The sequence below is a fragment of the Micromonospora sp. NPDC049275 genome (assembly GCF_043197115.1).
GTDB lineage: Bacteria > Actinomycetota > Actinomycetes > Mycobacteriales > Micromonosporaceae > Micromonospora.
The window spans coordinates 577564-599785 of sequence record NZ_JBICSN010000003.1; the positions used below are offsets into that span (position 1 = coordinate 577564).

The window sequence follows — 22222 nt, forward strand, 5'->3', positions numbered from 1 at the left end:
TCCAGCACCGACGCCACCTTCAAGTTCGGGCATGGCCCGTCCGGCGACCGCCCGGTTGCCGGTGACTGGGACAACGACGGCAGGGACACCGTGGGTGTGTTCCGGCCGGGCACGTCGACCTGGTACCTGACGAACGGCACCACCAGCACCGACGCCACCTTCAAGTTCGGGCATGGCCCGTCCGGCGACCGCCCGGTTGCCGGTGACTGGGACAACGACGGCAGGGACACCGTGGGTACCTTCCGGCCGGGCAACTCGGCCTGGTACCTGACCAACGGCACCACCAGCACCGACGCCTCCTTCATCTTCGGGCACGGCCCGTCGGGCGACGTGCCGGTGGTGGGCGACTGGGACAACGACGGCGACTCCACAGTGGGCGTCCGCCGACCCACGAACAACACCGTCTACCTCCGCAACACCAACAACGGCGGTCCGGTGGACATCCAGTTCGTCTACGGCATCTGATCTCACCCGTACGCTGGCGGGGCCCGGAACTTCTCCGGGCCCCGCCAGCCGTGCCGTGGGTGCCGGTCAGATCCAGCCGCGCCGTGCGGCCTCCGCACCCGCCTGGAATCGGCTCCGTGCCTGCAACCGCTCCATCAGGTCCGCCGCCATCCGGCGCGCTGTCCGCAGGGACACCCCCAGCTTGCGCGAGGCCATCTCGTCGGTCTGCCCGCCGGCCAGCAGCTCCAACATCTGCCGGTTCTGCGGATCGAGACCGTTGGCGTCGACCGGGGCGGCTTCCCCGAACGGCACCGCCGACGACCAGAGCTGAGCGAAGAGAGCGAGCACGGCGGCCACCACGCCGGGGCTACGCACCTCCAGCGCGCCGCGCCGGCTGTTGCCCGGGTCGAGGGGAAGCAGCGCCACCTCACGGTCGTACACGATGGCGAGCATCGGGACGGTGGAGACGGTCCGCAGGTGGCCGCCGAGGGCGGTGAGCCAATGCGTGTAGCTCACCAGCGCCGGCTCGTTGCGGCAGCTCTCCTGATAGATGCAGCGGACCTGGACGCCCCGGGCCAGCATCTGCTCGTTCAGCCCGGCGCTGGCCGCCTTGGCGTCCGGGGTCTGTGCGTTGCGCGGGTTCAGGGAGACGCACTCCACCCGGGCACCGCGGGTCAGGTCCTCGAGCCGGGCCCGTACCGTGTCGATTCCTTCCAGGCGCACGGACTTCTCACGCTGCGACTGCCGCCCCTGCTCCATGGCGATCGCGGCGATCGCGTCCCGGGCCGCCGCGAGCTGGCGCTGACGCTCCAGCATCTCGGCTTCGGCCTGGGCGAGCAGGGCGCCGAGCCCGACAGCTGGACGGACCACGCGCACCCCGCCACCGGCATCGTCGTCGGTGAGCAGCGCCAGGTCGGCGAGCTGGTCCAAGGCGTGACGAATCTGTTTTTCGGTAACGCCGAGGCGGACCGCCAGTTCTTGCACACCGCCCGTGGGATCGGCGAGCATGGCCCGGTACACGGATTCGGCGAATCCACTTATGCCCAAGGTCGTCAACACTGAACACCCCCGTATTCGGATCCTGCGATTATGGAGAAGTGACGGGGTGTTTACAAGATTCTCAAAAGTCAATGCGAGGCGACACTTCCCGCGGTGGACGGCGGGCCGCGGCCGTCCCCGACCGACGGCAGGGCCGCGGGGGCGTGACCTGACGGTCACGCCCCCGCGGCCCTGGTGGTACCGCTCAGTTGCGCGTGCAGGTCGTCCCGTTCAGCGCGAAGCTGCTCGGGGACGAGTACGACCCGCTCAGCGTCCCCTGGTAGCCGAAGCTGGCCGTGCCCCCGGGTGCGACCGATCCGTTGTGGCTGACGTTGCGGGCGGTCACCGCCGACCCGCTCTGGCTCACCGTGGCGTTCCAGGCGTTGGTGACCTGCTGTCCGCCGGGCAGGCTGTAGGTGAGCGTCCAGCCGTTCAGCGCGCTGGACCCGGTGTTGGTGATCTGCACGTCCGCGGTGAAGCCGTTGTTCCACGCGTTCGCCGTGTACTTCACCGCGCACCGGGCGCCACCGCTCGGCGGCGGGGTGGTCGGATTGGTCGGCGGCTGCCCGCCACCGTTGACGTTCGCCGAGAACGAGGTCACCGCGAGACCCACGCCGCCCTGCCACGGCTCGAAGCCGGCCTGGATGCTGGTCAGGTACCAGGAGTTGCTGATCGCGCCCCGGTTGCGGGTGTCGTTGATGAAGTCCAGCACGCTGAAGTTCAGGCTGGAGGTCGCCGACTGCGCGACGTACGAGATGACGTTGTTGGAGCCGTTGCTGCCCCGCCAGACCTCCCAGGTGCGGCCGGCCAGGTTGGTCGTGCCGACCACCGAGCCGATGGGCTGGATCGGGCCCTGACGGTTGAGCCAGATCATGATCTCCATCTGGTTGACACCGTCCCGCTTGGGCGACGGGTCCAGCCAGATGTCGTACGACGCGTTGTAGGTGGCGCCGCCGACGTACCGGTAGGAGATGCTGCTGGTGGCGCTGCTGATCTGGCTCACCTGGATCGGCAGGTTCGTGCCGGGGGAGCAGTTGGTGTAGTGACAACCGAAGAAGATCGAGGGGTACGCCGTGGGCGCGCCGTTGGTGGGGCTGCTGCCGTTCAGGGTGGTGATCTCGAAGCCGTTGCTGGTGGCGTTGATGCACTGCTGGGCGGTGGTGCCCCAGCGGTTGTTCTGCACCACGTAGCGGCCCCCGACGACAGTCGAGCCGTACTGTTCGCAGATCTGGGTGTCGGCGGAGGCGCTGCCGCCGAGGGCCACGGCGACGAGTGAGCTGGCGACCAGCAGCCCGGCGGCGGCCAGGGCCCGAAGTTGACGTTTCATGACGCTCCTTGACTCGGCGCGTGCCGGGCGCCGGATGTGGTGGGGTGGTGCGGGAGCGCTCCCACGCTCAACGACACATTTACATGCCTGAAACTGGTGCGCAACCGCCAGCGTCAAACTGGTGAATTGTGAGGATTGCCATCCTGCCGCCGAACGGGCGTCGAAAGGCGGCCAGCTAAGCGGCGCGAACGGCCGACGAGCGGATCCGGCGGGCCGATCAGGCCCTGGTGTGCGCCGATAGCTCCGAGTAGCGTGTTGCCTCCGACGCGTGCCGCTCCCCCTCCGGAGGCGTACACCACCATGGCAGGCTCCCCCCTGCGCATCCTCATCGTCGGCGCGGGCATCGCCGGCCTGGCCGTGGCCCGGGCCCTGCGCCTGGCGGGCTTCCGGCCGGACGTCACCGACAAGCTGCCCCCGGGGGAGTCGACCGAGACCGGTCTCTACCTGCCGGGCAACGCCGCCCGCGCGTTGCACCGACTGGACCTGCACGACCCGGTCCGGCCTCTCGGGCAGGTGATCCACCGGCAGCGCTTCTTCGACGCCGCCGGGCTGCCCCTCTGCGAGGTGGACCTCGACACCCTCTGGGCCGGCGTCGGCGAGTGCCGGGCGCTGCCCCGGGCGGACCTGCACCGGGTGCTGCTCAGCGGCGCCGGCGGGGCCGTCCGACACGGCGCCGAGGTCCGCACCCTCGATCTGCTGTCGCGCGCGGTCGGCGTCACCTTCACCGACGGCACCAGCACCGAGTACGACCTGGTCATCGGCGCCGACGGGCCACGTTCGTCGGTCCGGGCCCTGGCGGCGCTCGGCGGGCCGCCCCGCCCGGCCGGGCACGTCGTCTACCGGGCCGTCCTGCGTGACGGCCCGCCCGTCACCGACTGGACCGCCCTGCTCGGGCAGCGCTCCGGCCTGTTGCTGGTGCCGATCGGGGAGGGTCGGCTGCACTGCTACGCCGACGAGGCGGGCACCGAGCCGCCCGCCGACCCTCTGGCTCGGCTGCGCGAACTCTTCGCCGACTATCGGGGCCCCGTGCCCGAGGTGCTGGAGATGCTCGACCGGGTGCACGCCGGGATCACCGACGAGGTCGAGCTGGGCCGCTGGTACCGGGGGCGGGTGCTGCTGGTCGGCGATGCCGCGCACGCCACCGCGCCGACCCTGTCCCAGGGCGCCGCGATGGCCCTGGAGGACGCCGTTGTGCTGGCCGAGTCGCTGCGCGCCGCCGGGAGCGTGGAGGCGGCCCTGGTGGCGTACGAGAGCCGTCGTCGCCCGCGTACGCGGTGGGTGGCCGACCGGACCCGCGACCGCAACCGCACCAGGGACGTGCCGCCGGCGCTGCGCGACCCGCTGCTGCGCGGACGCGGCGGACGCATCTTCGGGGAGCACTACCGGTTGCTGGTCGGCCCGCTGTAGGCCCGTAGTAGATCGTGTCACGCCACCCCACGCGGCGCTGCGACCTGCCGAGGACTATCCTCCTTGCGGATGACGGCCCGCAGATAACCGCGTGTGCCGAGCGGGACAACCGAGAACCGGAGGCCACTCGTGACCACCGTCGCACCCAAGCCGGTCGTGACCCGGCCCTGGCCGGTCCGGGAGCCGGTCAAGGGGTCGGCCATCGCGCGGCTGCTGCGTACCACGGACGCGAAGCAGATCGGGATCATGTACATGGTCACCGCGTTCGCGTTCTTCTTGATCGGCGGCCTGATGGCCCTGGTCATGCGGGCTGAGCTGGCCCGACCCGGGCTGCAGTTCCTGTCGCCCGAGCAGTACAACCAGCTCTTCACGATGCACGGCACGATCATGCTGCTGTTCTTCGCGACGCCTATCGTGTTCGCCTTCGCGAACTACATCGTGCCGATCCAGATCGGCGCGCCCGACGTTTCCTTCCCCCGCCTGAACAGCTTCGCCTACTGGCTGTACCTGTTCGGCGGCACGATTGCGACGGCAGGCTTCCTCACCCCGGGCGGCGCCGCCGACTTCGGCTGGTTCGCGTACGCGCCGCTGAGCAGCGTCGAGCACTCGCCCGGCGTCGGCGCCAACATGTGGATCATGGGTCTGGCCATCTCCGGCCTGGGCACCATCCTCGGCGCGGTGAACATGATCACCACGGTGCTCACCCTGCGTGCGCCCGGCATGACCATGTTCCGGATGCCGATCTTCACGTGGAACATCCTGGTCACCAGCCTGCTGGTGATCCTGGTCTTCCCGCTGCTGGCCGCCGCGCTGTTCGCGCTGGCCGCGGACCGCATCCTCGGCGCCCACGTGTACGACGCGGCGACCGGTGGGCCGATGCTCTGGCAGCACCTGTTCTGGTTCTTCGGGCACCCCGAGGTCTACATCGTGGCGCTGCCGTTCTTCGGCATCATCAGCGAGATCATCCCGGTCTTCTCCCGCAAGCCGATCTTCGGCTACAAGGGTCTGGTCGCCGCGACCGTCGCGATCGCCGCGCTCTCCATGAGCGTCTGGGCGCACCACATGTTCGCCACCGGCCAGGTCCTGCTGCCGTTCTTCAGCTTCCTGAGCTACCTGATCGCCGTGCCGACAGGCATGAAGTTCTTCAACTGGATCGGCACCATGTGGCGGGGCCAGATCAGCTTCGAGACGCCCATGCTGTGGGCGGTCGGCTTCCTGGTCACCTTCCTCTTCGGCGGTCTCACCGGTGTGCTGCTGGCCAGCCCGCCGCTCGACTTCCACGTGTCGGACTCGTACTTCGTGGTGGCGCACTTCCACTACGTGCTCTTCGGCACCATCGTGTTCGCGGTCTTCGCGGGCATCTACTTCTGGTTCCCGAAGATGTTCGGCCGGATGCTCGACGAGCGCCTGGGCAAGGTGCACTTCTGGCTCACCATGATCGGTTTCCACACCACCTTCCTGGTGCAGCACTGGCTCGGCGCCGAGGGCATGCCCCGCCGGTACGCCGACTACCTGCCTGGCGACGGCTTCACCACGCTGAACACGATCTCCACGATCGGCGCGTTCATCACCGGTATCTCCACGCTGCCGTTCATCTACAACTGCTGGAAGTCGTACAAGACCGGCCCCGTGGTCGAGGTGAACGACCCGTGGGGTCACGGCAACTCGCTGGAGTGGGCGACCAGCAGCCCGCCGCCGCTGCGTAACTTCGACCGGATGCCCCGTATCCGCTCCGAGCGGCCGGCGTTCGACATGAAGTTCCCGGAGCTGGCCGCCGGTCAGACCCTGGCCGGCCCGCCGGAGGGTGGCTCCAAGCCGCTCACCAGTGAGTCGGACGGCGGCGCTCGCTACAGCGAGGACACCGCCAGCGACATCGACAGGCACTGACCCGCTCAGTCGTACGACGGGCGCCGCCCCCGGGACCACCCCGGAGCGGCGCCCGTCGCCATGTCCGGCCCCGCCCACTCTCGTCTGGCGGGGTGGCTTCGCCAGGTCCGGGCACCCCGGCGGGTCGGTGGGGCTCCGGACCGTAGTGTGCTGTTGAGTGATATGACTGTGAGTCATATTCAATGACTTACAGTCATAAGTGTTCTCGGCAAGAGTGCCGCCGACCAGAGCCGCTGTGGCGGCTCCACTGATTGCGGTCGCGAGCGAGGCCGCTGCAAGCACGGCCCGGCCCGGTTCGGCCCGCTTCGGACCGGTGCGGCGTGGGCGGTTCGGCGCGGTGCGACGTCGGCCCGGCCGGCGTTTGCGATGTCCTCAGCGAGTGGCGGCGGCGAGCTCGGCCTCGGCGGGCGGCACCGACGCGAGGGCTGCGGCCTGCCGGCGGTGGCGCAACTCGACGGGGAGCACGACCAGGGTGACCAGAGCGCCGAGCGCTCCGGTCACCACGAAGCCCCACAGCGGCGCGCTGCCGTCGATCACCGCGCCGGCGAGCGGTGCGCCGACCGCGATGCCGACGGTGACCGCCGAGCCGTGCAGGCCCATCGCCTCGCCGCGTACCTCGGCGGGGGCCAGACGGCTGACGGCGTCGGAGGATGCCGCGATGGTCGGCGCGCACAGCGCGCCGGCCGGGATCAGCGCCAGGCAGAGCAACCACCAGTGCGCGCCGCCCAACCCGACCGGGATGGTGCAGAGCGCGAGCGCGGCGGTGAGGGCCAGCGGAGAGAGCGAGCGGTGCACCGCCCCGTAGGCGAAGCCGCCGACCAGGGAGGCGATCGCCCAGCCGGCCAGCACGACGCCGGTCCAGCCGACCTCGCCGCTGGCCCGCAGGACGGCCACCACCGCGACGTCGGTGCCGCCGAGCACCAGGGTGGCGGCGGCGCTGAGCGTCAGCACGGCCAGCAGTCGGGGCGTCAGCCACTCCCGGCGAGGCACGTGGCGCCGCGGGCCGGAGGGCTCGGAGGCACTGCGGGTCGGCGGGTTCACCAGCCACAGGGCGATCCCGGCTCCGACGATGCCGGCGCCGACGAGGTACATGGTGGTCTGCGCCGAGATCGCGGTGACGAGGGCCACCGCCAGCGCCGGTCCGATCATGAAGGACAGCTCGACCGACATGGAGTCCAGCGCGTACGCAGGTCGTCGTTGATCTTCCGGTACCAGCGCGGCGATCGACTGGCGAACCACCGAGAAGATGGGCAGGGCCAGCGAGCCGGCCACGAACGCGGCCGGCAGCAGCACCGGGTACGACAACGACGGCGCGGTGGTCCAGAACAGCGCCTCGGCGATGCCGGTGAGCACCAGAACCGGACGAAGGCCACGCCTGTCGACCAGGCGGCCGAGCAGTGGCCCACCGATCGCCGCGCCCACCGTGATGGCGGTGCCCACCAGGCCGGCCGCGCCGTAGCCCCGATCGAGATCGAGCACCACGTGGAAGGTCAGCGTGACCCCGGTCGCCGTGAGCGGGATGCGGGCGAGGACGGCGACCAGTAGCAGCGACCGCAGGCCGGGCAGGGCGAGGGCTGTCCGGTAAGGCTTGATGTTCACGTTGGTCCGTACCTCCGGCGCCATCCTCGACGGGCGGCGGACCGTTGGCCAACCAATTACCGCCTCATGCGGCCCTGATCACAGGCTCGCCCTGCAGGACCACCCCGGCGCCGTCCATCGCCCGCAGCGCGACGTCGGTGGTCTCCGGAGCGACCGCGGCGGTCAGCTCCAGCAGGACGGTGGTGGCGAAGCCCTCCCGGGCGGCGTCGAGCGCGGTGGCGCGGACGCAGTGGTCGGTGGCGATACCGACCACGTCGACCCGGTCCACGTCGTGCCGGCGCAGCCAGTCGGCCAGGCACTCGCCGTCGTCGGCGTGGCCCTCGAACCCGGAGTACGCCGCCGCGTGCTCACCCTTGTGGAAGATCGCCTCGACCCGCCCGGTCTCCAGCTCCGGATGGAACTCCGAGCCGCTGGTGCCGACGACGCAGTGCCGGGGCCACGACTCGACGAAGTCCGGCGGATCGCCGAAGTGCGCGCCCGGGTCGACGTGGTAATCCTTCGTGGCGACCACGTGTCGCCACCGGTCCGGCTCGGCGGCGAGCAGCCGGGAGATCCCGGCGGCCACCCCGGCGCCGCCCGGGACGGCAAGTGAGCCGCCCTCGCAGAAGTCGTTCTGCACGTCCACGATGATCAGCGCGTCGGCCATCGGGATCTGCCTCTCGTGTCGGGTTGGCGGGAGGGCTCAGGCGGCGGGTACGACGGTCACCGGCACGGCCGGGTCGCCCGCGGAGAGCTTCAGCCCCTCCCACGGGATGGAGATGAGGCACTCGCGCAGGTGCTCCCGGGACTCGTCGAGGGTGGGCAGGGCGACGGGCTCGCCGTCGATCACGTACGAGCGCTGGAGCAGCCGGTCGTTGGCCTGCCGGTCGGGCACACCCTGCGGGACGATGATCTCGTCCGTGGCGGTGCCTGTCGGCTTGTGCCGGCGGACCGCCACCTTGCGCCCACCGATGGTGGCCTTGTGCTCGGACCGCTTCACCACCGGCCGGCCCTCGACCTCGACGAGCTTGTAGACCAGCCCCGCCGTGGGTGCCCCGGAGCCGGTCACCACGGCCGTTCCCGCGCCGTACATGTCCACCGGCTCGGCGGCCAGCGAGGCGATCGAGTACTCGTCCAGATCACCCGAAACGATGATCTTCGTCTCGGTGGCGCCCAGCGAGTCCAGCAGTTCCCGGGACTGCTGCGCGATCACCGCCAGGTCACCCGAGTCGATCCGGATCGCCCGCAGCTCCGGCCCGGCCACCGCGATCGCGTTGCGGATGCCCTGGCTGATGTCGTACGTGTCGACAAGCAGCGTGGTGTCCTTGCCCAGCGTGGCCACCTGCGAGGCGAACGCCGTCCGCTCGTCGTCGTGCAGCAGGGTGAACGCGTGTGCCGCCGTGCCCGCCGTGGGAATGCCGTAGCGCTCCCCGGCGGCCAGGTTGGAGGTGAACCGGAAGCCGGCCAGGTACGCGGCTCGCGCCGCCGCCACCGCCGCCTCCTCGTGTGCCCGGCGCGATCCCATCTCGATAAGTGCCCGGCCCCGGGCGGCGGTGACCATCCGTGCCGCGGCCGCCGCCACCGCACAGTCGTGGTTGAGCACGGACAACGCCACCGTCTCCAGCACCACGCACTCGGCGAAGCCGCCGGACACGGTCAGGATCGGCGAGCCGGGGAAGAACAGCTCGCCCTCGGCGTACCCGTCGATGTCGCCCGTGAAGCGGTAGTCGGTGAGCCAGGCCGCGGCGGCTTCGTCGACCACCCCGGTGCGGCGCAGGAAGTCGACCTCCGCCGGGTCGAACCGGAAGTCACGGATCAGCTCGATGAGCCGCGCGGTGCCGGCGACGACGCCGTAGCGCCGGCCGCTGGGCAGCCGACGGCTGAACACCTCGAAGACACAGCGGCGGTCGGCGGTGCCGTCCTTGAGTGCCGCGCTGACCATGGTCAGCTCGTAGTGGTCGGTCAGCAGCGCGGGGCGGAGGGTGCTCACCGCCCCAGCCTAAGGTTCAGCCCGCGCCGCCGCCGTCGTGGCCCGGGATCGAGCGCAGCGCGGCCCACAGCTCGGACCGGCCGGTCACGCCGAGCTTGGTGTAGATCCGCTGCAGGTGGTTCTCCACGGTGCGGGCGGAGAGGTAGAGCCGCTCGGCGATGGCCTTGCTCGTCGCACCGTGCGCGGCGAGGCGAGCCACCTGCCACTCGCGTTCGGTAAGCACAGGCGCCCCGGCCCGCAGCGCCGGCGTGCGGATCAGGTCGCAACGGCCGAGCAGCCCCGCCAGACGCTCCCGCGCGTCGCCTGCCGCCACCGAGTGCTGCTGGCGCAGCCGGTGCAGGGCCTGGGCGGTGGCCTCGGCGGCGTACACGGTCAGCTCCAGCGCCGCGTAGTCGTCGGCGACCGCGAGCAGATCGGTGGCCGAGTCGGTCACCGCGGCCCGGGCGTGCCGGGCCAGCAGCGGCGGGAGTACGCCGTCCACCTGCTCGGACAGCTCCGCGAGGCGCTGCGCCACGGTGCGCCGCCCGCCGTCGGAGCAGGTGGGCCCGACCGGCGCCCCGGCCTGGTCCAACCGGACCAGATCGTGCAGAACGTGCACCTCGTGCCCGGCGAAACCGTCCGCGCGGAGCCGGTCGGTCAGGTCGTTGAGCTGCTTCACCGCGCCCGGCAGGTCACCCGACGCGGCGAGCACGGCACCCCGGGCCTGCTCCAGCCACGGGTAGAGCACCGCCATGCCCGGCGCGTGGGTGCGGTCGGCCTCGGCCATCGCCTCGCTGGCCTGCGCCGCGTCGCCGCGCAGTGCCGCCGCCTGGGCTCGCTCGGCCTGGGCCAGACCGGCGTAGACCCGGCTGGTCGCCAGCACCGCGCAGGCGCCCAACGACGTCCGCATCGCCGAGTCGCTCTGCCCGCGCAGCCGCGCGGCGTACGCCTGGAGGATGGCCAGGTATCCGGTGCCGAGCCGGAAGTCGCCGGCGCCCGCCAGATCGGCGAACTCGTCGGCCACGATCGCGTCGATCCCGACGAGGTCGCCGGTGAGCATGAGCCGGGTGCCGCGGGCCAACTCCAGTGCCAGTTGCAGGTACGGCATGTCGGTGCGCCAGCTGGCCGCGGCGGAGTGCACCTGCGCGATCGCCGCGCCGCTGCGTGTCAACTGACCCTGGACGGCCTGGACGTACGCGATCGTGCTGCGGGCCAGTTCACGGGCGGCGATGCTGGCCGCGGGCCGATCGAGCACGGTCTGACTGAGCCGTACGGCGGTGGTCGTGTCGAGCCGGTGCAGCCGCATGATCGCCTCGAAGGCGTGCACCCGGGCGCGGTCGGCCGAGTCGCCGAGCTGCTCGACCCGGCTCGCGATCTCCTCGACTGTCGACTCTCGGCTGAGGCCCCAGTAGCTGACCATGCCGCGAACGGTCAGCCACCGGCAGAGCCGGCGCTCGTCCCCGGCCTCCAGGGTCACCGCGTCGAGGACGGTGAGCGCCTCGTCGGGTCGGTCGGCGAACATCAGGATCGTGGCCAGCAGCTCTGCCGCGTCCGAGCCGCCGTCCGCGTGCAGCGCGGCCCGGGCGAGCCGGGTCGCCAGCGGTACGTCGTAGCGGGTGAACGCCTGCATCGCGGCGTCGACGAGCAGGGCGGCGTCCTGCGCGGTGCCCGAGTCGAGCCGCCAGACCGCCACCCGCAGCAGGTCGTCGCGGCGGCGCTTGCCAACCTGCTCCAGCAGTTCGGCGAGGTGCGCCTGGAGGCGCCGGGTGCGGCTGACCGGGCACCGCCGACGCATCACCTCGCCGTAGAGCGGGTGGGCCAGGCGTACGTTTGTGCGTCGATCGTGTTGGACGACTGTGATCAGCCCGCGCTCCTCGGCGAACTCCACATCGGACTGCTCGGCGGCCTGGTTGAGCAGGTGCAGGCCGAGCGGCTCGCCGAAGGCGACCAGCTCGACGACCGTGCGAACGCCGTCGGTGAGCTGCCCGACGCGGGTGTCGATCAGCTCGGTGAGGCTGGGGGCCAGCTCCAGTCGCCCGGTCCACTTCCAGATCCCGTAGGTGCGCTTCAACTCCTCGCTGCCGTTGGCGGCGTGCACGAGCTCGCGCAGCAGCAGCGGGTTGCCTGCCGACAGCCGGCCGAGCCGGTCGGCGGAGCCGGCGTCGACCGGGCCGCCCAGGATCGCCGCCAGCAGGCCGGCGGTCTCCGAGGGTGGCATGGGGGTCAGCTCGACGTGCTCGACCAGGTCGTCGGTCCAGAGTGCGCGGATCGGCAGCGGGATCTGTTCCCCGTCGCGCAGGGTGCCCACGACTGTGGCGTTGTCGGCGCGGGCGACCAGATGGACCAGCGCCGCGGAGGGCGGGTCGAGCAGGTGCGCGTCGTCGATGGCGAGCACGATCCGGCGGCCGGCGGCCTGCTGTTGCAGAACGCCCAACGCCCAGCGGAGGATGCCGGCGGGGGAGAGGCCCTGGGGCTGCTCTGCCGGGAGGACCTGCACCAGCCCGCCGAACGGCAGTGCCGCCGTGGTGGCGCTGGCCGCGATGGACCAGATCGCGTACCGGTCGGTGGGCAGGGTGCTGAGACCCTCGCGCAGCAGCCGGCTCTTGCCGATGCCCGCGCTGCCGCTGAAGAAGAGCCCCCGGCCGGCCCTGCCGGTCACCGCCGCCAGCAGGCGGTTGAGCTCATCGGTTCGGCCGACGAACTTCCATCGACTCATCCGCGCAGCATATCCATCGAATCCCGTCCGCGCCCGCACCGTCACGCACTGAAGTTGAGTAGCCACACAATTACCGGTGAGTATCCGAAGTGTTCCGCCTGGTCGGCCGGCCGAACGTACTCTTCCGACATCCGGGTGGTGTCACCGGATTTCCACGCGACCGGCGCGCCGGTCGCCTGCCCCGGGAGGCCACCCGATGCAGCAGGGCCCTCTCCCCTCGCTCGACTCGTCCGGCGACATGGCCAGCTCAGCCGATCTGCCGAGCTGTGGCCCGCTGCCCACCGAGCTCGGCGTGCCCGTTCCCCGGCCGGACGAGCCGCTCGGCGTGGTCGCCGTCGGCCCGGCCGGTGCCGACCGGCGTGCGGTCCTCGCCACCCTGGTCGGGCTCGATCCGGTGATGCTCACCGTGCCGGCGGGCAGTTGGCTGCTGGTCCGGCACGCCCAGGTGCCGACCCGGGCGGCGTTCGTCCCCGGCTACCGCCAGCCGCACTCGTACGGCGCGGATCGGGACGCCGCCGGCCCGGCGCTGGCCCGTCCACCGCGGCGGGTCGAGCTGAGCGTGCCCGAGCCGCTGCTGCGCCACTTCACACTGATCGACACCCCGGACACGGGCGCGCTCGGCGTGGCAGGCGTCCGGGTGCTGCGCGATGCCGTCGGCCGGGCCGGAGCGCTGCTGTTCGTGATCGCGGCGGATCAGGCGTTCACGGCCCAGGAGCTGAATCTGCTCGCCGAGGTGGCCGCGGCCCCGGTCGAGGTCGTGTTCGCGGTGACCCCGGGTGCGGCCGGTTGGGCGCCGGTCGCCGACGGCGTGGCGGTGACGGAGGACGCGGGGGCGTCCGTCTCGCCATCCGGCCGCCGGTCCGGGGAGGTGGATCCGGTCGCGGTGACCGTCGAGGCGCACCGGGCGGCTCTGCTGGCCGCGGTCCCCTCCCTGGCCGGCGCGCGGTGGTTCCCGGTCGACGGCGCCGATTCCGCCGACGACCTGCGCCGGGCGTTGGTGGGCTGGTCGGCGACCGAGGGGTTGCAGCGGGCCAGCGCCGATCCGCCGGTGCTGCCGGGGCAGCACGACCGGGTGGCGGTGGCCGCCGACCCGGGGGACTGGTCCGAGCGGCTCGACCGGCAGACCCGCTCCTGCGCCCAGCGGATCCGCCAGCACCTGGCCCTGGAATTGGCGAACATCCATCTGCGGGCGGTCCAGGAGATCGTCTTCGGGGTCGGCTGCGCCGGCCTGCCGGACCTGCTCGACCGGGAGATGGCGGCGCTGTCGTTGCTGGCCACCGCGCAGTGCGACCACGCGGTGCGGGGCGTCGTGGCCGACACCGCCGCCCAGGTGCTCGGCGCGACACCGGCGGAGGGCGTCCGCCGCCGGATCGCCACCGCCGTCCAGTACGGCCTGGCCGACCACCGCCCGGGGCGCGACCTGGACCGGGTCCTGCTGATCACGAGTACGGCGGGTGTGGCCGGGCTGACCGGCGCGGAGGCGATCGACGCGCTCGCCGGCTATCCGGCGGTGACCCGGGACGAGGTGCTTCCCCCGATCGCGGTGGCGCTCTCCGGCGGGTGCTGGCAGCAGTGGCGTACGCCGGGCAACGACGACCACAACGCCGCGCGGGCCTGGTCCCAGCGGGCGTTGCGGGAGGTCGAGTTGGAGCTTTCCCGGGAGATCTCGCGGCGGTTCGAGGTGATCCGCCTCTCGCTGGACGTGGTGCTCTCCGACGCTGTCGACCACGGCATCCTGCTCGCCTGACGGTTGTGGTCACCTACCGGCTCGGGTCCGCCCCGCACCTCGCGTTCGACGAGGCGCGGGGTGGTGGTGGGGTGCTCATGGCGGGTGATCCTGGTTCGCCCGGCGTTCCGGTTCCTCGGTTCCGGGAAACCGGTGGCACGATGGGGGGCATGGCGGCTCCACAGGTTGCACCGGTCGAGACGCCGGCCACTGACGACGTGCCGGCGCCCGACCGGCAATGGGTGACGATCGTGTGGGACGACCCGGTCAACCTGATGACGTACGTGACCTGGGTCTTCCAGAAGCTGTTCGGCTACAGCCGGGAGAGGGCGGAGCAGCTCATGCTGGACGTGCACCACAAGGGCCGCGCCGTGGTCTCCACGGGGGCCCGGGAGCGGATGGAGCATGACGCGTCGCAGCTGCACGCGTACGGCCTGTGGGCAACGGTGGACCGCTCGTGAGCGCGAGGAGTGAGCCGGGTTTGCGAGCCCCGCAGTCGCGAACAGGACAGGCATCGTGAGCGCGAGGAGTGAGCCGGGTTTGCGAGCCCCGCAGTCGCGAACAGGACAGGCATCGTGAGTATGTTCCGGCGGCAGGCTGGCCGCTATGTCGCCACCTTCGCGGTGGACGAGGTGCGGGTGCTGCGGAAGGTCGCCTCCGAGGTGGTCGGTCTGCTCACCGACGGTTTCGACCACACGGACCCGGTGGTGGGTCGGCTGTTCCCGGCGGTCTACCCGAAGGACGCGAGCGGCACCGCGGAGTTCCGTCGCTACACCGAGGGTGATCTGAAGACCGCCAAGATCGACCAGGCGGGGGCCATCCTGGCCGCGCTGCCCGACGAGGCCGGCGGCGAGGTGCGGTTGGACGCCGAGGCGGCCGAGGCGTGGCTGCGGGCGCTCAACGACGCGCGGCTGGCGATGGGTGTCCGGCTGGAGATCAAGGACGGCACGGATCTGGGCGAGGAGTTGGACGACGCGGTGACCGAGGATCCGGGCTCGAGCCGGGTGTTCCAGCTGTCGGTCTACGCGTATCTCGGATATCTGCAGGAGTCGCTGCTCAACGCCTTGATCGACTAGGCGTGACCGGCACCACTTCAGGGCCTGCCCGGTAGGCGTTAGGCTGGTGCACGTGCTGAGCATCGACCGGTCGATCATCGACGCGATCGTCGCCCACGCGCGGCGGGATCACCCCGACGAGGCGTGCGGCGTCGTCGCCGGCGCCGTCGGCAGCGACACCCCGACCCGGCACATCCCGATGGACAATGTCGCGCGGTCGATGACCTTCTACGAGTTCGACTCGATGGAGCATCTGCGGGTGTGGCGGGAGATGGACGACCGGGACGAGGAGCCCGTCGTCATCTACCACTCGCACACCGCCACCGAGGCGTACCCGTCTCGCACGGATGTCTCCTTCGCCGGCGAGCCGGGCGCGCACTACCTGCTCGTCTCGACCCGCGAGCCCGACTCGGAGGAGATCCGGTCGTTCCGGATCGTCGACGGCGTGGTCACCGAGGAGCCGGTCCAGATCGTGGAGGCCGGGGTCGACCCGCACGCCGTGCAGTCCTACATGTTCGGGCAGAGCCCGGCGACGGTCGACTACGAGTGTTCCGGCCGCTGACCCGTCAGCGTTCGCACCCGTTCTTCCCGTCACCGTTGGCACACCCGTTTGAGGAGCACGACATCATGGCCATCGAGATTCGCATCCCCACCATCCTGCGCAGCTACACCGGCGGCGCCAAGGTCGTCGAGGGCACCGGCGACACGCTGGGCGACCTGCTCACCGACCTGGACTCGCGGCACGCCGGGCTGCGTGGCCGTCTGGTCACCGAGGCCGGCGCGCTGCACCGTTTCGTGAACGTCTACGTCAACGACGAGGACGTCCGCTTCCTCGGCGCGCTCGACGCGAAGCTGTCCGACGGCGACAGCGTCACCATCCTGCCGGCAGTGGCCGGCGGCGCGTTCGGCTTCGCGGCGGCAGCGGCGATCAGCTCGCACAGCGCCGCGGCAGCGGCGATCAGCTCGCACAGCGCCGCGGCAGCCGTGGCCGGCTCCCGCAGCGCCGCCGTCGCGGCTCGCTGAGGGCGGCCGCCATGGCGCGGTACGACAGCCTGCTCGATGCGTGCGGGGGCACGCCGCTCGTCGGTCTGCCCCGGCTCTCTCCGACGGTGCCCGAGGGTGCCCCGCCGGTGCGGCTCTGGGCGAAGCTGGAGGACCGGAACCCGACGGGCAGCATCAAGGACCGCGCGGCGATGTTCATGGTCCGCGCTGCGGAGGAGGCCGGCCGGCTCCGGGCGGGCGACACCATCCTGGAGCCGACCAGCGGCAACACCGGCATCTCGCTGGCCATGGTGGCCAAGCTGCGCGGGTACCGGCTGGTCTGCGTGATGCCCGAGAACGTCTCCACCGAGCGGGTCCAGCTGCTCCGCATGTACGGTGCGGAGATCATCTTCTCGGAGGCGGCGGGCGGCTCCAACCAGGCCGTCGCGACGGCCAAGCAGATCGCCGCCGAGCACCCGGACTGGGTGATGCTCTACCAGTACGGCAACGAGGCCAACGCGCGGGCGCACTACGAGACGACAGGCCCGGAGTTGCTGCACGACCTGCCCACCATCACGCACTTCGTGGCCGGGCTGGGCACCACCGGCACCCTGATGGGCACCGGGCGCTACCTGCGCGAGAAGGTCGAGGGCATCCAGGTCGTGGCGGCAGAGCCGCGCTACGGCGAGCTGGTCTACGGGCTGCGCAACATCGACGAGGGGTACGTGCCGGAGCTGTACGACGCGTCGGTGCTGTCCCGGCGCTTCTCGGTGGGCACCCGGGACGCGGTGCTGCGTACCCGTCAGCTCGTCGAGGTGGAGGGCATCTTCGCCGGGTTCTCCACAGGCGCGATCCTGCACGCCGCCCTCGCGGTGGCGCACGAGGCGGTCCGCGACGGCCGGCGTGCCGACGTGGCTTTCGTGGTCTGCGACGGCGGCTGGAAATATCTGTCCACAGGCGCGTACGGCGGCACTCTCGCGGATGCCGAGGAAGCGCTGGAGGGCCAGCTCTGGGCCTGACCGCAGGGGTCTTCGCGAACGGGCCGTCGGCGTACGCGTCGGCGGCCCGTCTCGTCGCCGCCGCGCTGTGAGCAGGTGTCACGTTCGTGACAACTTCCAACGGATGATTCTTGTCGCCGGGCACCCCAGCGTAGGCTGCGCAGCGTGGCGTACGCGTCGGTAGAGATCATGGCCGGGACGACCGCCGGCATAGATGCTACTGACAGTAGCAGTGAGACAACCCGATGCGACTGACCGTCCTGGGGTGTGCCGGCAGCTTCCCCGGCCCGGAGTCACCGTGCTCCGCCTATCTCGTCGAGGCCGACGGCTTCCGCCTCCTGGTCGACTTCGGCCCGGGGTCGCTGTCCAGCCTCCAGCGCTACGTCGGGCTGCACGCCCCCGACGCGATCCTGCTGACCCACCTGCACTGTGACCACATCCTCGACGCCGCGTCGTACGTGGTGGTCCGCCGGTACGCCCCGGACGGCCCCTACCCGCCGTTGCCCGTGTACGCGCCCTCCGGCGCACCGGACCGGCTCAGCGCCGCCTACGGCGACAACGGCACCGTGGAGGACGTCTACCAGTTCTACGCGTTGCAGCCGGGCACCTTCCCGATCGGGCCGTTCACGGTCACCGTCGACCGGGTCAACCACCCCGTCGAGACGTACGGCGTGCGGTTGGAGCACGGTGGTCGTTCGCTGTGCTACTCGTCGGACACCGCCCCCTGCGACGCGTTGCTGCGCCTGGCGCAGAACGCCGACGTGTTCCTGTGCGAGGCCAGCTACCTCGATGGCGCGGACAATCCTCCGGACCTGCACCTGACCGGCCGGGAGGCCGGCGAGACGGCGACCAAGGCGGTGGTGGGCAAGCTGCTGCTCACCCACCTGGTCGCGGCCTGGGGCAGCGAGGCGCACACGTTGGAGTCGGCCGCCGCCGCGTACACCGGGCCGCTCGAGGTGGTCCGGGCCGGCGCCAGCTACGACATCTGACGCCCGTCGCGACGGTGTTGTGCCGTACTGTTCGCCGGCCGGTCAGCGGCCGGTAGCCTGGCGCACCCGTGGCACCCGCACGGTGTGGGCATGCGGATCGCCATCGTGACCGAGTCGTTCCCGCCGGACGTGAACGGCGTCGCGCACTCCGTGGTGCGTACGGCGGAGCACCTGCTGGCCCGGGGCCACGAGCCGGTCGTCATCGCGCCCGCCCCGACCGGGGCGGCGCGGCGGGACATCGAGGGGCTGCCGTACCCGGTGGTGCGTATCCCGAGCGTGCCGATGCCCCGTTACCAGGGCTTCCGGTTGGGCGTGCCGACCACCACCCGGCTGGCGGGGGCGTTGCTGTCGGCAGCGCCCGACGTGGTGCACCTGGCCAGTCCGTTCGTCCTCGGCGCCCGCGCGGCCACGCTCGCCAGCCGGTACGGGTTGCCGATGGTGGCGGTCTACCAGACCGACGTGGCGGCCTACGCCAGGGCGTACCGGGTGAGTTGGGGTGAGGCGGCCGCGTGGCGGCGGCTTCGGGAGATCCACAATCTGGCGCAGCGGACTCTCGCGCCGTCGACCCGGGCGGCTGCCGACCTGATCGCCAACGGGGTGCAGCGGATCTGGTTGTGGGGCCGGGGGGTGGACGCGGTCCGGTTCGATCCGGCCAAGCGGTGCCCGGAGCTGCGGCGGCGGTTGGCCCCCGACGGGGAGCTGCTGGTCGGCTACGTCGGCCGGCTGGCCCCGGAGAAGCGGGTGGAGCTGCTGGCGGCGACGTCCCGGCTGCCGGGCGTGCGGGTCGTGGTGGCCGGTGACGGTCCGGCCCGCCACCAACTGGCCCGGGCGCTGCCGGCCGTGGACTTCCTGGGCGTGCAGCACGGCGAGGACCTGGCCCGGCTCTACGCCAGCCTGGACGTGTTCGTGCACACCGGTCCGCACGAGACGTTCGGCCAGACTCTGCAGGAGGCGTTGGCTTCGGGGGTGCCGGTGGTCGCACCGGCGCGTGGTGGGCCCGTCGACCTGGTCGACTCGGGAACGACGGGCCTGCTGGTCCCGCCGGACGACGGGGACGCCCTGGCCGCCGCGGTGGCCGCGCTGGCCGGGGACGCGGACCGGCGGCGGGCGTACGGGGTGGCCGCCCGGTCCGCGGTTCGCCGGCGTAGTTGGGCGGCCGTCGGCGACGAGCTGGTCGGGCACTATTCGGCGGTACGTGCCCAGTCCGCCACCGTCGACCTGCGGTCCGCGTCGTGAGTGGCAGAGGCGGTGGGTTCCGCACCGCGCTGCGGCACCTGGCCCGCGGCGGTCCAGGGGTTCCTCCGGGTGCACGACGCGGACGCTGCTCGGGGCACCCCGAGCGACGGAGATCGCCGCACCGCATAGGGTGCAGGGCATGGCGCGACCTGACGGGCGAGGGCCCTCTCAACTTCGACCGGTGACCCTGACCCGGGGCTGGAGCACCCATCCGGAGGGCTCGGTGCTCGTCGAGTTCGGCGGCACCCGGGTGCTCTGCACGGCGAGCGTCACCGAGGGTGTGCCCCGCTGGCGCAAGGGTTCCGGGCTCGGCTGGGTGACCGCCGAGTACGCGATGCTGCCCCGCGCCACCAACACCCGCTCGGACCGGGAGAGCGTGAAGGGCCGCGTCGGTGGCCGTACGCACGAGATCTCCCGCCTGATCGGGCGCAGCCTGCGCGCCAGCATCGACCTCAAGGCGCTCGGCGAGAACTCGATCGTGCTCGACTGCGACGTGCTGCAGGCCGACGGCGGCACGCGTACGGCCGCGATCACCGGCGCGTACGTGGCGCTGCACGACGCGGTGGGCTGGTTGGCCGCCCGCAAGGCCCTCGCCGGCAAGCCGGAGAAGGTCATGCACCGCTCGGTCGCCGCCGTCAGCGTCGGGATCATCGCCGGCGAGGCGCGACTGGACCTCTGCTACGAGGAGGACGTGGCCGCGGAGGTGGACATGAACGTGGTGTGCACCGGCGCGGGTGACTTCGTCGAGGTGCAGGGCACCGGCGAGGCGGGCGTGTTCGCCCGTGACCAGCTCGACAGCCTGCTCGACCTGGCCATGGCCGGGTGCGCCGAGCTGGCCGAAGCCCAGCGGAAGGCACTCGCGTGAGCGCGAGGAGTGAGCTTGCGAGCCCCGCAGTCGCGAACGAAGGTGATTCAGCGTGAACAAGGTCCTGTTGGCGACGCGTAACCGTAAGAAGCTGGTCGAGCTGCAGCGGATCCTGGACGGCGCGCTCGGCGCGCACCGGATCGCCCTGCTCGGGCTTGACGACGTGCCCGAATACCCGGAGCTGCCGGAGACCGGCCTCACCTTCGGCGAGAACGCGCTGATCAAGGCGCGGGAGGGCTGCCGGCGTACCGGGTTGCCGACGATCGCCGACGACTCCGGGCTCGCCGTGGACGCGCTCAACGGGATGCCGGGGGTGTTCAGCGCCCGCTGGTCCGGCAAGCACGGCGACGACGGGGCCAACCTCCAGCTGGTGCTGGACCAGATCGGTGACGTGCCGGACGAGCACCGGGCCGCGTCCTTCGTCTGCACGGTGGCCCTGGTGCTGCCCGGCGGCAAGGAGCACCTGGTCGACGGTCGGCAGTCCGGCCGGGTGCTGCGCGCGCCGCGCGGCGACGGCGGGTTCGGCTACGACCCGATCTTCCTGGGTGACGGGCAGGACCGGACCAACGCCGAGTTGACCCCGCAGGAGAAGGACGCGGTCAGCCACCGGGGCAAGGCGCTGCGGGAGCTGGCCAAGCTGGTCGCGAAGGTGCTGCCGCCCGCCTGAGCACCACCGGGTCTATTGGCGGGGGACGGCTGTCACCAGCGCTTCGTCACGAGGTCGCCGCCCAGCTCGTCGATCGGGACGCGGTCCTCCGTGGCGAGCACCGTGAGCATTCGTTCGGCCTCGGCCACGGTGGCTATCCGGCCGGTCGAGGTGGCGCCCGCCGTGTCCAGCTCTTCGAGCCACAACCCGTCGCTCTCCCAGGTGACCTGCACGCAGCCGCCGGAGCGGCCGAAGGCGGTCAGGAAGTCGCTGCTCAACGGCCGCATCGCGCGGACCAGGAGGCAAGCCTCGGCAGCGTCCAGCGGCACGTCCTTCTGGCTGTCGTCGCGGTACTGGTAGGTCGCCTCGAGGAAATCCGGCGGAGCCGGCGGGACGGCCGCTCGCACCGACTCGCCGGTCAACCAACGGATCAGATCCATGCCGTCGTACCGGCCGACGGTGAGCTCCCGCCCGTCCTGCTCCGGATACGCGCCCACCAGGGCATCCCCCTCCCGCCGTACGACGAGGGCGGCGTCCTGGTGCGCCACCCGGATCCGCACGTCGGCAGGCAACCAGGGCAGGTGCAGACCGGCGAGCTGGGCGGCCGACAACCGTCCGTCGGACGGGGCGTACACGCCCGGCCACTGGTTCAGCAGCTCGACGTCGACGTCGAGGTCATCGTCGACAGTGGCGGGCAGCGCGGCCAGCCGGCCGACCCTGCGCCGCTGCCAGGTCAACGAGACCCTGATCCGGGTGCCGGGGTTGCCGTCCCAGTGCACCGTCAACCCTTCGGCGCGCAGCGCCGCCGCCACTTCCTCGCCGATGTCGGCCGACACCGGCTGCCCGAACAGGCCGTACGTCACGAAGACCCCGGCGCCGTCGACGCCCCGCTCGGCGTCCTGCCGGTGGTAGAAGGCGTACCCCCGGGCGGTGCGTCCCCGGGGCACCTCGTCGCCGATCTCGTCGGCCCCGCAGTTCTGGCAGCAGGTGAAGTTTTCCCGGGCCACCAGCCCAGCGGCCGAGAGCGTCCGGAAGGCCGCGGTGAGCCGATCGCTGTCGGTGACCTTCGGCCACCGCGCCTGAGCGGCGAGGTGCGCGCTCAACTCCTCGGTCACCGCTGGCCAGGCGCGGGCCTCGACCTCTGCCGGATTCGCCTCGCCGTGCAGGTATTCCACCGTCTCGGTGACGATTGCCGCAGCTGGCAACTCGGCCAGCGCCACCTGGCGGCGGACGAAATCCTGGATCTGCTCGCTGAGCCCCGGCTCTTCGACCTCCACGGCGGCGAACCTAGCAGCACCGGCCGACAGGCCGACGACGGCTGAGCGGGGTGCTGCCGCCCGCCGCCTGACCCGCGGCGGGC

Annotated in this window: 20 protein-coding genes; 13 read left to right on the plus strand and 7 right to left on the minus strand. The window is 71.8% G+C overall.

What is annotated here, in order from left to right; genetic code table 11:
• The coding region (locus ACGFIE_RS13185) for an FG-GAP repeat domain-containing protein (protein ID WP_393294144.1) at positions 1-465 on the plus strand (465 nt) is incomplete at its 5' end.
• A 66-nt stretch (positions 466-531) separates the two neighbouring features.
• On the opposite strand, the gene ACGFIE_RS13190 is transcribed toward ACGFIE_RS13185, so the two are convergent.
• Positions 532-1374 (minus strand): helix-turn-helix transcriptional regulator, encoded by an 843-nt coding sequence (locus ACGFIE_RS13190; protein ID WP_363679016.1) that lies wholly within the window; start codon positions 1372-1374, stop codon positions 532-534.
• 313 nt (positions 1375-1687) lie between these two features.
• Complete coding sequence (locus ACGFIE_RS13195; protein WP_393294146.1) at positions 1688-2809, minus strand: cellulose binding domain-containing protein; 1122 nt, start codon at positions 2807-2809, stop codon at positions 1688-1690.
• Between the two features lie 300 nt (positions 2810-3109).
• On the opposite strand from ACGFIE_RS13195, the gene ACGFIE_RS13200 reads away from it, so the two are divergent.
• Both ACGFIE_RS13200 and ctaD read left to right on the plus strand, forming a co-directional pair.
• On the plus strand, positions 3110-4216 hold the full coding sequence (locus ACGFIE_RS13200; protein WP_393294148.1) for an FAD-dependent monooxygenase: 1107 nt from the start codon (positions 3110-3112) through the stop codon (positions 4214-4216).
• A gap of 129 nt (positions 4217-4345) precedes the next feature.
• Positions 4346-6103 carry a cytochrome c oxidase subunit I gene (gene ctaD / locus ACGFIE_RS13205; RefSeq protein WP_363679022.1) on the plus strand — a complete coding sequence of 586 codons (1758 nt, stop codon included), beginning with the start codon at positions 4346-4348 and terminating at the stop codon, positions 6101-6103.
• Positions 6104-6475: 372 nt separating this feature from the next.
• Here ctaD and ACGFIE_RS13210 read toward each other — a convergent pair whose 3' ends face one another.
• Genes ACGFIE_RS13210 through ACGFIE_RS13225 form a run of 4 tightly spaced genes read right to left on the minus strand, consistent with a single transcriptional unit; the run spans position 6476 to position 12366 of the window.
• Positions 6476-7726 carry an MFS transporter gene (locus ACGFIE_RS13210; RefSeq protein WP_393294150.1) on the minus strand — a complete coding sequence of 417 codons (1251 nt, stop codon included), beginning with the start codon at positions 7724-7726 and terminating at the stop codon, positions 6476-6478.
• 40 nt (positions 7727-7766) lie between these two features.
• Positions 7767-8348: an isochorismatase family protein gene (locus tag ACGFIE_RS13215; RefSeq protein WP_393294152.1), complete on the minus strand. Its 582-nt coding sequence runs from the start codon at positions 8346-8348 to the stop codon at positions 7767-7769.
• A 36-nt stretch (positions 8349-8384) separates the two neighbouring features.
• Complete coding sequence (locus ACGFIE_RS13220) at positions 8385-9671, minus strand: nicotinate phosphoribosyltransferase (RefSeq protein ID WP_393294154.1); 1287 nt, start codon at positions 9669-9671, stop codon at positions 8385-8387.
• Between the two features lie 16 nt (positions 9672-9687).
• Entirely contained in the window at positions 9688-12366 is a 2679-nt protein-coding gene (locus ACGFIE_RS13225; RefSeq protein WP_393294156.1) for a LuxR C-terminal-related transcriptional regulator, read from the minus strand.
• 196 nt (positions 12367-12562) lie between these two features.
• On the opposite strand from ACGFIE_RS13225, the gene ACGFIE_RS13230 reads away from it, so the two are divergent.
• From ACGFIE_RS13230 to rdgB, 10 genes are all read left to right on the plus strand, one after another.
• Positions 12563-14113, plus strand: coding sequence for a hypothetical protein (locus tag ACGFIE_RS13230; protein WP_393294158.1), 1551 nt, complete (start codon positions 12563-12565; stop codon positions 14111-14113).
• 149 nt (positions 14114-14262) lie between these two features.
• Positions 14263-14553, plus strand: coding sequence for an ATP-dependent Clp protease adapter ClpS (clpS, locus tag ACGFIE_RS13235; RefSeq protein ID WP_039905549.1), 291 nt, complete (start codon positions 14263-14265; stop codon positions 14551-14553).
• A 120-nt stretch (positions 14554-14673) separates the two neighbouring features.
• Positions 14674-15168: a DUF2017 domain-containing protein gene (locus tag ACGFIE_RS13240; protein ID WP_007456109.1), complete on the plus strand. Its 495-nt coding sequence runs from the start codon at positions 14674-14676 to the stop codon at positions 15166-15168.
• Positions 15169-15220: 52 nt separating this feature from the next.
• Positions 15221-15709: a M67 family metallopeptidase gene (locus ACGFIE_RS13245; RefSeq protein WP_363679034.1), complete on the plus strand. Its 489-nt coding sequence runs from the start codon at positions 15221-15223 to the stop codon at positions 15707-15709.
• Between the two features lie 65 nt (positions 15710-15774).
• Positions 15775-16170 (plus strand): MoaD/ThiS family protein, encoded by a 396-nt coding sequence (locus ACGFIE_RS13250; RefSeq protein WP_363679036.1) that lies wholly within the window; start codon positions 15775-15777, stop codon positions 16168-16170.
• Positions 16171-16181: 11 nt separating this feature from the next.
• On the plus strand, positions 16182-17147 hold the full coding sequence (locus ACGFIE_RS13255) for a cysteine synthase (RefSeq protein ID WP_363679038.1): 966 nt from the start codon (positions 16182-16184) through the stop codon (positions 17145-17147).
• Positions 17148-17371: 224 nt separating this feature from the next.
• Positions 17372-18115, plus strand: coding sequence for an MBL fold metallo-hydrolase (locus ACGFIE_RS13260; protein ID WP_363679040.1), 744 nt, complete (start codon positions 17372-17374; stop codon positions 18113-18115).
• A gap of 90 nt (positions 18116-18205) precedes the next feature.
• Positions 18206-19351, plus strand: a complete 1146-nt coding sequence (locus ACGFIE_RS13265) for a glycosyltransferase family 4 protein (RefSeq protein ID WP_393294161.1) — start codon at positions 18206-18208, stop codon at positions 19349-19351.
• Positions 19352-19490: 139 nt separating this feature from the next.
• Positions 19491-20216 carry a ribonuclease PH gene (gene rph / locus ACGFIE_RS13270; protein ID WP_363679044.1) on the plus strand — a complete coding sequence of 242 codons (726 nt, stop codon included), beginning with the start codon at positions 19491-19493 and terminating at the stop codon, positions 20214-20216.
• A 52-nt stretch (positions 20217-20268) separates the two neighbouring features.
• Positions 20269-20883: an RdgB/HAM1 family non-canonical purine NTP pyrophosphatase gene (gene rdgB, locus ACGFIE_RS13275; RefSeq protein WP_363679046.1), complete on the plus strand. Its 615-nt coding sequence runs from the start codon at positions 20269-20271 to the stop codon at positions 20881-20883.
• 32 nt (positions 20884-20915) lie between these two features.
• On the opposite strand, the gene ACGFIE_RS13280 is transcribed toward rdgB, so the two are convergent.
• Positions 20916-22139, minus strand: a complete 1224-nt coding sequence (locus ACGFIE_RS13280) for a DUF6891 domain-containing protein (RefSeq protein WP_393294163.1) — start codon at positions 22137-22139, stop codon at positions 20916-20918.
• Between the last annotated feature and the right edge of the window lie 83 nt (positions 22140-22222).